The 9,383-nt window shown below is 48.7% G+C and carries 10 protein-coding genes and 1 pseudogene; 6 read left to right on the top strand and 5 right to left on the bottom strand.

Going from position 1 to position 9,383, the window contains the following annotated elements; translation table 11 throughout:
* On the top strand, window positions 1-852 hold an 852-nt coding region (locus A8707_RS00050; protein ID WP_156518307.1), incomplete at its 5' end, for a tetratricopeptide repeat protein.
* Window positions 853-907: 55 nt separating this feature from the next.
* On the opposite strand, the gene A8707_RS00045 is transcribed toward A8707_RS00050, so the two are convergent.
* From A8707_RS00045 to A8707_RS00025, 5 genes are all read right to left on the bottom strand, one after another.
* The gene (locus tag A8707_RS00045; RefSeq protein WP_068814185.1) at window positions 908-2,041 is read right to left on the bottom strand and encodes a glycosyltransferase; all 1,134 of its coding nucleotides are present in this window, start codon (window positions 2,039-2,041) and stop codon (window positions 908-910) included.
* Window positions 2,042-2,068: 27 nt separating this feature from the next.
* Window positions 2,069-2,356 (bottom strand): hypothetical protein, encoded by a 288-nt coding sequence (locus tag A8707_RS00040; RefSeq protein ID WP_068814184.1) that lies wholly within the window; start codon window positions 2,354-2,356, stop codon window positions 2,069-2,071.
* A gap of 3 nt (window positions 2,357-2,359) precedes the next feature.
* A complete protein-coding gene (locus tag A8707_RS00035) occupies window positions 2,360-3,511 on the bottom strand; it encodes an NAD-dependent epimerase/dehydratase family protein (RefSeq protein WP_068814182.1) in 1,152 nt (383 codons plus the stop codon).
* A gap of 174 nt (window positions 3,512-3,685) precedes the next feature.
* Complete coding sequence (locus A8707_RS00030; protein ID WP_068814180.1) at window positions 3,686-4,276, bottom strand: chromophore lyase CpcT/CpeT; 591 nt, start codon at window positions 4,274-4,276, stop codon at window positions 3,686-3,688.
* A 70-nt stretch (window positions 4,277-4,346) separates the two neighbouring features.
* Window positions 4,347-5,507, bottom strand: coding sequence for an esterase-like activity of phytase family protein (locus tag A8707_RS00025; RefSeq protein WP_231947871.1), 1,161 nt, complete (start codon window positions 5,505-5,507; stop codon window positions 4,347-4,349).
* A 115-nt stretch (window positions 5,508-5,622) separates the two neighbouring features.
* Here A8707_RS00025 and murJ point away from each other — a divergent pair, with 115 nt between their 5' ends.
* From murJ to A8707_RS00005, 5 genes and pseudogenes are all read left to right on the top strand, one after another.
* Entirely contained in the window at window positions 5,623-7,245 is a 1,623-nt protein-coding gene (gene murJ, locus A8707_RS00020) for a murein biosynthesis integral membrane protein MurJ (protein ID WP_068814178.1), read from the top strand.
* A 28-nt stretch (window positions 7,246-7,273) separates the two neighbouring features.
* Window positions 7,274-7,693, top strand: a complete 420-nt coding sequence (locus A8707_RS00015) for a thiol-disulfide oxidoreductase DCC family protein (protein ID WP_068814176.1) — start codon at window positions 7,274-7,276, stop codon at window positions 7,691-7,693.
* Window positions 7,690-8,169, top strand: a complete 480-nt coding sequence (locus A8707_RS00010; protein WP_068814174.1) for an MEKHLA domain-containing protein — start codon at window positions 7,690-7,692, stop codon at window positions 8,167-8,169. Before A8707_RS00015 ends, A8707_RS00010 begins: the two co-directional genes overlap by 4 nt.
* Before the next feature lie 161 nt (window positions 8,170-8,330).
* Window positions 8,331-8,486: pseudogene (locus A8707_RS30525) on the top strand (DUF3370 family protein); the annotation flags it as partial.
* 2 nt (window positions 8,487-8,488) lie between these two features.
* Window positions 8,489-9,175 carry a lysophospholipid acyltransferase family protein gene (locus A8707_RS00005; protein WP_068814172.1) on the top strand — a complete coding sequence of 229 codons (687 nt, stop codon included), beginning with the start codon at window positions 8,489-8,491 and terminating at the stop codon, window positions 9,173-9,175.
* Window positions 9,176-9,383 lie beyond the last annotated feature (208 nt).

The raw sequence follows: 9,383 nt of genomic DNA, 5'->3' as shown, positions 1-9,383 counted from the left end.
TTTTTTTTGGGGCAATATCAACGCGCGATCGAGTTTCATCAGCAGCACGGTGACATTGCCCGCGAAATTGGTGATCGGGGTGGAGAAGCGAAATCCCTCGGCAGTCTCGGCAATGCGTATCAGTCCTTGGGGCAATATCAACGCGCGATCGAGTTTCATCAACAGTCCCTCGACATCAAACGCGAAATTGGTGATCGGGGTGGAGAAGCGAAATCCCTCGGCAATCTCGGCAATGCGTATCAGTCCTTGGGGCAATATCAACGCGCGATCGAGTTTCATCAGCAGCACGGTGACATTGCCCGCGAAATTGGTGATCGGGGTGGAGAAGCGAAATCCCTCGGCAGTCTCGGCAATGCGTATCAGTCCTTGGGGCAATATCAACGCGCGATCGAGTTTCATCAACAGTCCCTCGACATCAAACGCGAAATTGGTGATCGGGGTGGAGAAGCGAAATCCCTCGGCAGTCTCGGCATTGCGTATGCTCGACTTAAACAGTACGGGAAAGCGATCAACTTACAGGAAAAATCCTTGGCAATCAAATGTGAATTAGGCGATCGTCATGGTGAAGCTCAATCTCTTCAATCTCTAGCCCAACTTTACCAAGCTTGTGGTCGAGTTAAAGAAGGCTTTGCAGCCGGACAAGCCGCAACCTTAATCTTTCAAGAACTCAATCTTCCTCTAGAAGCCTGGACGTTGCCTAGGTGGATAAAGTCTTTTGTCAAATTTGCCCAGCAAGGTAAATGGCAGCTTGTTATCTGCTTTGTTGCAGGCTTCTTCGCCTTTCCCTTTCTGCTAACTCTCCTGCTCACACTCACACTTTGGCGCTTCACGTTCGGTCGCTTCCGCCGCTAATTTCTGTACGTCTACAGTATTGAGGCGACGGCATTCATCACAATCATGGGCAAACTTATGCAGCGGCTGACAGCGATCGGCTCGCAACGACCATTCGATAATAGCTTTGCAGTTGGCGAGTTGCGGCTGACCAACTCCAGCGTTCGGCTTCTTGTCGAGCATTGCGACGCAACGTTTCTCGTTCTTCTTGATTCGATAGAAGATGTTGAGTTGCCACGATCGCGCCCTGTTCATCGTTCGGATCGAATAAATAGCCGTTTACTCCATCTTCTACAATGTCGGGAATGCCGCCCGATCGAGCCGCTACTACAGGACATCCTGCTGCCATTGCTTCTAATAAGACTAATCCCAATGTCTCGGTGCGAGAGGGAAAGACAAACGCATCCGCAGAGGCAAAGGCAGCCGCTAATTCTTGACCGCCTAGATAGCCGACAAAATGAGTGCGCGTCTCTGCAAAATATTTTTCTAACGTTTGGCGATTGGGTCCGTCACCAACGAGAGCGAGTCTGGCATTGGGAATGGCTTCTAAAATTGGCTTGATGCGCTCGATTTCTTTTTCTGCACCTAAGCGACCGACATAGAGCAATAGCGGATCTTCGGGATGCCCTAAACTGAGCCGATTTCTCATCTCCAGACTGGCAAGATCGGGCTGAAAGGTTTCAGTATCAACGCCGCGCTGCCATAGGTCAACTCGCTCAATTCCGTGCTCAGTGAGGGTTTGCACCATTGCGGTTGAAGTGCATAAATTTAACTCTGCCTGATTATGTCCTGCTTTGAGCAACTCCCAGAGCAGCCCTTCTAACGCGCCTAACCCATAGTGCTGAAGATATTGAGGAAGGTGAGTGTGATAGGAAGCCAGGAGAGGAATATTGAGAGTTTTGCCATAAAATAACCCAGCTAGACCGAGAATGGCAGGATTGACGACGTGAATAATGTCGGGTTGGAAGCGCTCAAGTTCTTCTCCGATCGCCGGACGAGGCAGCGCCAACTTCAACTCTGGATAAAGAGGCAGTGGAAACCCAGACACTCCGTAAATTCTGGCTCCTTTATGCTCGGTTAGCCCTCCATCTGGCGAGAAAATCAAGACTTCATCACCCAAGCGCTGAAGATGATCAACCGTGTGACGTAACCGAGTCACAATGCCATCAACTTTAGGAAGAAACGTCTCAGTAAATAAAGCGATTCGCATAAATGAAGATGATGAACAATAAAACGGTTACGGCTGCTTAGGGAGTGTGCATCCATGTACGCCGATCGCCACAATCACACCCCCGACTAAAACGCCTATTCCTTCTGCAAAACAGTTGATGCGGTGTCTCACTTCTGCCGACTCTGCGATCGACAGGTCTCGTATATTTGCACCCGTCGCGGCAAGTCTTTCATAGTTTCGATAGCTTTTATCTAATGCCGCCCACTCAGGAAACAGATAAAACGTGCTAATTGCCATCGCTCCTAATCCCGGTAGAACCGTTGTCAGCAGCAAGATCAAAACTCGAAGGTTCATGTGTTAGCGTTTCCACGTCACTTTAGGCAGGATTTGCGAATCATCGATGCGATCCTTATATTTAACTGCAAAATTCAGCAGTGAGTCTAACAGCGAGTCAGACAGGTAGTGAGGCTGTAATCCCAGATTTAACAAGTTTGTGTTTTTCGCGTTGAAATAGTGTTCTTCTTTCTCAACTCTAGGATTGTCGTAGCTCTTGACTTCAACGTTTAAACCGACTGTACTGCCAGCTTTTTGCACCATTGCCGCTAAGTCGCTAATGCTAAACAGTTCAGTAAATTGGTTGAAGACGCGAAACTCTCCAGCATTCGCGGGGGTGGCGATCGCCAGTTCAACACAGCGCACGGTGTCGCGAATGTCTAAAAATCCGCGGGTCTGCCCGCCTTTGCCGTAGACCGTGAGCGGATGCCCGATAGCGGCTTGAATGCAAAAACGGTTTAGCGCCGTGCCAAATATGCCATCGTAGTCGAGACGGTTAATCAGCAGTTCATCCATGCCTGTCTCTTCGGTGAGAACGCCGTAAACCACGCCCTGGTTGAGGTCTGTAGCGCGCAAGCCCCAGATTTTGCAGGCGAAGTGGATATTGTGCGAGTCATGCACCTTGCTAAGGTGATACATACTACCCGGCTGTTTGGGGTAGGGCAGCGTATCTTTGCGACCGTTATGCTCGATCGTGATGTAGCCTTCTTCGATATCGATGTTGGGCGTGCCATATTCGCCCATCGTCCCTAATTTGACCAGGTGACAATCGGGGAAGCTCTCTTTCATGATGTAGAGCAGATTCAGCGTGCCGACCACGTTGTTGACTTGGGTGAGAACGGCATGTTCACGATCGATCATGGAGAACGGAGCCGATCGCTGTTCTCCAAAGTGGACGATCGCCTCTGGCTCAAACTTGTGCAGCGCTTTGCTGAGAAATTCGTAGTTGGTGATGTCGCCGATAAACAGCTCGATCGATTTGCCTGTTATGCCGTGCCAACGCTGAAGCCGCTGCTGAATGGGCGCGATCGGGGTGAGGGTTTCAACGCACAGTTCCATGTCCCAGTGTCGCCGCACGAGACTGTCTAAGATTGCGACTTCATGACCTCGATTCGACAAATAGAGCGCTGTCGCCCAACCGCAATAGCCATCACCACCAATAACTAGGACTTTCATCTGCTATATCTTCGCGAATACTTTGCCAAATCTATCAGGTTTGGGGACTCTGTGGATTAAGAGTTTTGGGAACGGGGTTTAGGTGTCAGGGATTACGTTTCAGAGGCTGAAGAGCTTACAACTATCTAAAGGAATAATTCTTTAACCCTGACATTACCTAGATAACCCCTGCTCTTAACTTTTCACTTCATCGGCAAAACTTGCTCGTCGCACAAAATGAAAGGGTCCTGCGACAGAACCCCAGACCATCTCATCGGTTTCAGGGTCTCTGCCTCGATCGAGACTCAATAATCGCTGGTCATCGATCTCAAATTCGCTATCTAAATAAGTCGTCTGACCTTTGCGAACTACGATACAGGCTTTTCCTGGCTCCACTCGCCCTTTAAAGCTCTGCCCTGTCCATTCGACGATCATTCCACAGCCAGTCATTTTTTCAAGTTGGTCGATCGTCAGGGTTTGCAGACGTTCTGGGTCGCGAGACGAACCATAAAACTTCGCTTCATCTCGCACTTGATAATGCTCAATCTCAATGTGTCCATCCTTTTCGACAAACTTTAGAACGCGCATTCGATAGGGGTCATTGAGCATATAGTCATAGGCTTGTTCTAGAAAAAGACTGGCTCCTGACAATAGCTCGATCGGCAAAGGACGCATACAGACGCGAATGTGAGCATAAAAGGGCGGATTCTCAAAAGCTTGGTCTTGATTGCTAAAATCGGCTGCCATTAAGCGAAGCAAGGATGTAATGTCAGTGGAATGAGTCATGAATTAAATCGGGTGACTGGATAAAGTTGCACAGCGTTGAAAGTGTCTAAAAGTATTCTAAAGCGTGAGATTACGTCTTCCCTTTCAATTTAAAGAGCAAAAATTGAGTCACTTGCGTCAGAGGGTTGAAGTTATCATCGCTGACCAAGACAACACTTTGAGAACCATCGGGAAGGCGAGGTCCGATCGTCATTCCTTCCAGGTTATCTAATGAAAGGTCTAACTCGTTTAAGTCTTTTGCGAGTCTTTTGCGAATGGGGGCGATGCCTTTTGAGTCACGCAAACTCTCGATCGTCGAAATGTCGGTCGCTCCTCCGCTCACAGCTTGAAAAATCTTGATCTGAAATCCTTGCAGCCCAAACGATCGCTCTAAGCTGAGAAAATGTCCCGCTTGGTCGATCGCAACCATCTCACTCAATCCGTGCTCAATAGCGTAGGTAGGTTTAGGGTCTAACTGATAGAGATGTTCTGAAATCACAGTGGCACGATCGTTTTCAACTAAGTAATGCAGAAAACGATTTTTCGCTCCTTGTTTTGGGTCGGATAACTCCTGATCTTGTACAAGCGACGATTCGGTAGCCGTAAAGAGTCGAAATGGCTCAGACCCTTTCATACTTGCCGCTTGTGCATTCAGCGTCAGCGATTCAAACGCCAAGTTGTCTTGCACGCCTCGCGACTGAAGCGGGCTGTCGGTATCTGGCAAAAATGCTTCTGGAATTGGAAGTTTGCGCCGCAGTTGACCTGTTTTGAGGTCAAATTCTCCAATAAATGGCGGCACTCCATCATGAACGACTCCTTCACTAGAGATAAAAACGGATTCTCGTGACGAGAGGGCGATTCCTTCGGGGTCGATCGTGTTTTTTGCAAACGGCTGTCCATCTTCTTGCGTCAGAATCGTGACATCTTGCACCAAAACTTGCTTGAGCGACGGTTTAGCCGAGTCGAGTTCTAGCTTCAGCGTGTAAAAACGAGCGGGGGCACGATCGGAGCGATCATCCGAAACGGCGTAAAAGAGATCTTTTGGACGATCGTAAGTGAGTCCCGACAATCCCCCAACTAAGGTGTCTTTGAAGGTCGTCTTGGGCATCGTGTATGCCCCTAAAAACTCCAGCGATAAGGGCAAAAATAGCCGATCTTCTGCACTCACTTGCGGTAACTCACAGGCGGTCACCGATCCTAGTAATCCGATCGTGATCAATCCCAAAATCCAAGACCAAAATTTGTGCTTCACCGCTTTCTCCGCAAGCTTAGAATCTGAAGGCTATTCTATTCTGTCTTTCTTTCTTCTCGGCTCTCCTGACCAAAGATGATTAAATGTATGGGAGTCATTTATCCCACGAGTCCCTGTGTCTGAATCGTCCAAACCTTCTCGCTCTCTGGCAGGCATTGCCGGAATTGTGGCAATCGCCACTTTGATCAGTAAAGTTTTTGGATTGGTTCGTCAAGTCGCGATCGCGGCTGCCTTTGGCACAAAAGCGGCGTATGGAGCCTACCAATATTCCAGCATCATTCCGGGCTTTTTCCTGATTTTGCTGGGAGGAATTAATGGACCGTTTCACAGTGCGATGGTGAGTGCGCTGGCTAAACGAGATAAAGCAGAATCTGCGCCCCTAGTCGAAACGGTTTCGACGCTGGTCGGCGGCGTTCTGCTTGTAGTCACTTTAGTCTTAATGGCGCTTGCCCCTCAGTGCATTGACGCGATCGCGCCAGGACTGCACCAAACCGCCCACGGAATGGAAGTTCGAGACATCGCCATTCAGCAATTGCGGATCATGGCTCCGATCGTCTGGTTTGCAGGCATGATCGGCATCGGGTTTGGAACGCTCAATGCCGCAGATTTGTATTGGTTGCCGTCGGTGAGTCCGCTGCTGTCGAGTGTGACGATCGTCGTGGGAATCGGTGCCCTCGCGCTGACTTTAGGAGACAAGATTGGACAATCTGAATACGCGGCGCTTGGAGGGATTGTCTTAGCGTGGGCAGCTCTGATCGGCACAATTTTGCAGTGGCTAGTCCAAGTATGGGCACAGCATAAAGCGGGTTTAAGTAGACTGCGATTGGGATTTGACTTCAAACACTCTGGAGTTAAAGACGTGATGAAGGTCATGGCTCCCGCTCTATTTGCGTCTGGAATGCTGCAAATCAACGTCTACACAGATATGTTTTTCACGTCATTCTTACCCAATCCAGGTGCGGCGGTCTCGGCATTAGATTATGCAAATCTGCTCGTGCAAACGCCTCTCGGCATTCTCTCAAACATGATTTTGGTGCCGTTTTTGCCCGTCTTTTCTCGGCTGTCTGACCCTAGCGATTGGGCAGAATTGAAAACGCGTATTCGACAAGGATTGTTGTTGACTGCGATCGCTATGTTGCCGATAAGTGCTCTGATTATCGCGTTGGCAACTCCGATCGTGCGAGTCGTCTACGAGCGAGGCGAATTTAAATTAGGGGATTCTAATTTAGTCGCCGTGGTCTTGATGGCGTATGCGATCGGCATGTTTGTCTACCTCGGTCGCGATGTTTTGGTTCGTGTCTTCTACGCTCTAGGAGATGGAGAAACGCCGTTTCGCATTAGCATTGTCAACATCTTTCTCAACGCTCTTTTTGACTTTATTTTGATCAAGCCGCTAGGTCTACCAGGATTGGTTTTAGCCACGGTGTCTGTAAATGTCATCTCAATGATCGCGCTTTTGTGGTTTCTCGATCGCAAGTTGAATGGATTGCCTCTCAAAGAATGGGCGTTTCCATTAGCGGGATTAGCGATCGGAAGTGGGTTTGCAGGTCTTGCCAGTTGGGGTACTCTTCTCGCCTCTCAGAGATTTTTAGGAACGAATGGGCTACTCATTCTGATTGGGCAACTCAGCCTATCGGGTCTCGTCGGCTTGGGAGTCTTTGCACTCGTTGCCAGTCGTCTCAAACTACCCGAAGTGGATATCTTTGTGGGTCGTATCCGTCAGCGTTTTGTAAAGTAGAGAAAGATGAGATTTTTATCACCACCAAATGACTTACGCAGTAATCTATGACGGACAGTGCAACCTTTGCTCCAACCTGGTGCAGTTACTCGAAACTTTAGATAAGGGCGATCGCTTCCAATATCTCCCGATGCAGGATCAAGCGGGACTCGATCGCTACAGCATCACGGCTCAAGATTGTGAGATGGGCATGATTCTCATCGATAATGACCATCTCGATCACCGTTGGCAAGGCAGCAGCGCCGCCGAAGCAATTGGTCGCATCTTGCCATTTGGCGGAGTGTTTGTCACCGCTTACCAGAGTTTGCCCGGAGTTAAATGGATGGGCGATCGCGTTTATGAACAGGTCCGTGACAATCGATACGCTTTATTCGGGCGACGACCCAGCACTTATCAAACCGCCTATCCCGTCTGCGACACTGCCTGCGAGAAACATTTCTCTAAATGACTGACCAGCCTTGGCAGCAAGAATCTGTGATCCGTCACAGCCAGCGCTTAATCAAAAGTTTTCAACACTGGACAGAAACGCCGCTGATTACAGGTTCTGTTGAAGAACCAGCCCAATCGCTCTTTGAAGCTCCTTTTGTGGTGGTTTCTCACGGAACTGAATCTGATCCCATCTTCAACTATGGCAATGCTCAAGCTCTAGCGTTGTGGCAGTTTGACTGGGATTCTTTCACCCAACTGCCTTCTCGACGATCGGCAGAGCCTGTCGAACAGATCGAGCGCGATCGCCTCTTGTTAGAAGCCAAATCTCACGGTTATATCCGCAACTACCGAGGCATCCGCATCTCTAGCACTGGGCAACGTTTTTGGATCGAAGATGTGATCCTTTGGGATGTCTTAGACGAAAATTATCAGCGCTGCGGTCAAGCCGCTACCTTTTCTGATTGGAAATTAGTTGGAGACTTGCGCGAAACATAGAATCTCTCGCTGCATCGTCCGTGGATTTCGACTTTACTTAACCCACTATCTGAGAGTTGAAGCCTGAGCGAAGTCGAAGCTCGATCGGTCGGGACTCCAATTAAACCGCAATTTCCTTATGTCTTAAAATCTAGCTCGGATGGTTTGCGTCTCAAACTCGCCATATCCACCCCGCTAAACATAAAGGGCAGCAAGGGCAACCTTCGATTACGCTAAATTTGAAACCGGGCGATCAGCGCTCTGTTGAAGTAGATCTCCTCTACTCTTCCGACGCTATACCCCCTCAAATCCTTACCACTAAAACTCTAGGCAATTAACCGTGTCTGAATCCGCCAAAGTCTCTCCTTGGCTCTACTGGTCGATCGTTCCCATCCATCGTGCATTCATGCATCTCTACTTTGGAAAGATTACGATCATGGGTCGCGAAAATCTTCCCAAAATAGGCCCGGCTGTTTTCGCATCCAAGCATTTCAGCCGATGGGATTCTCTAATACTTGCTCTGTTAAGCACAGAACCTCTCAGATATATGTCTAGATCAGATCAGATGACGGGTATTCAAGGCTGGCTTCTTGGACATCTAGGAGGTTTTTCGGTTGACCCAGTGCGTCCTACGGTTTCCAGTATGCGTACAGCGATCAAGGTGCTCCACAACCACAAAAAGCTAGTCATCTTCCCTGAAGGCGGTATTGTCCGCGATCAGCCCCTACGTTCCCTTAAAACAGGGTTAGCTCGTTTAGTGCTGCAAGCCGAGGTAACCTCACCTCAACCAATTTCGATTATCCCAATCTCTCTTTACTACAGTCCTACCGCTTCTGCAAGATCTAACGTCTTTGTTTACATCAGTCCCTCTCTTCACACTGAACAGTACCGTCAGCCGACTGATAAGTTGACTGCCCAATCATTAACCGAAGCATTACAGGAATCGCTACTAAGCGGTCTAGACAGAGTGAAGCGAGTAAGTGAGGGAAAGACGAAAGATAAAAGCCCTAATCTCTTGAATCTTTGACAAGTCTGAAGGAGCTAATTTTTCTGAAGCCTTCTCACCATAAAGGCTTCGGAGGTTTTATAGAAAAAACTTGTCTTTAGGTGTTGACACCTTTCTCTCCGTACTGTTATATTCATTAAGCGGTGAAGGAGAGCGACGCGAAAGTGAAGCGAACTTTTCCGCCAGAACCAAGACAATTGCATAGTTTGGAAGTCATAATAGCACTTAA

This window comes from Phormidesmis priestleyi BC1401 (genome assembly GCF_001650195.1).
GTDB lineage: Bacteria > Cyanobacteriota > Cyanobacteriia > Leptolyngbyales > Leptolyngbyaceae > Phormidesmis_A > Phormidesmis_A priestleyi_B.
This window is presented reverse-complemented; position numbering and strand designations above follow the sequence as displayed.

What these genes read in the sequence shown, in the direction of transcription:
- A8707_RS00035 (WP_068814182.1), bottom strand. Translation starts at nt 3,511, where the DNA reads ATGAAAGTCCTAGTTATTGGTGGTGATGGCTATTGCGGTTGGGCGACA.
- A8707_RS00040 (WP_068814184.1), bottom strand. Translation starts at nt 2,356, where the DNA reads ATGAACCTTCGAGTTTTGATCTTGCTGCTGACAACGGTTCTACCGGGA.
- A8707_RS00045 (WP_068814185.1), bottom strand. Translation starts at nt 2,041, where the DNA reads ATGCGAATCGCTTTATTTACTGAGACGTTTCTTCCTAAAGTTGATGGC.
- A8707_RS00010 (WP_068814174.1), top strand. Translation starts at nt 7,690, where the DNA reads ATGACTGACCAGCCTTGGCAGCAAGAATCTGTGATCCGTCACAGCCAG.
- A8707_RS00015 (WP_068814176.1), top strand. Translation starts at nt 7,274, where the DNA reads ATGACTTACGCAGTAATCTATGACGGACAGTGCAACCTTTGCTCCAAC.
- A8707_RS00030 (WP_068814180.1), bottom strand. Translation starts at nt 4,276, where the DNA reads ATGACTCATTCCACTGACATTACATCCTTGCTTCGCTTAATGGCAGCC.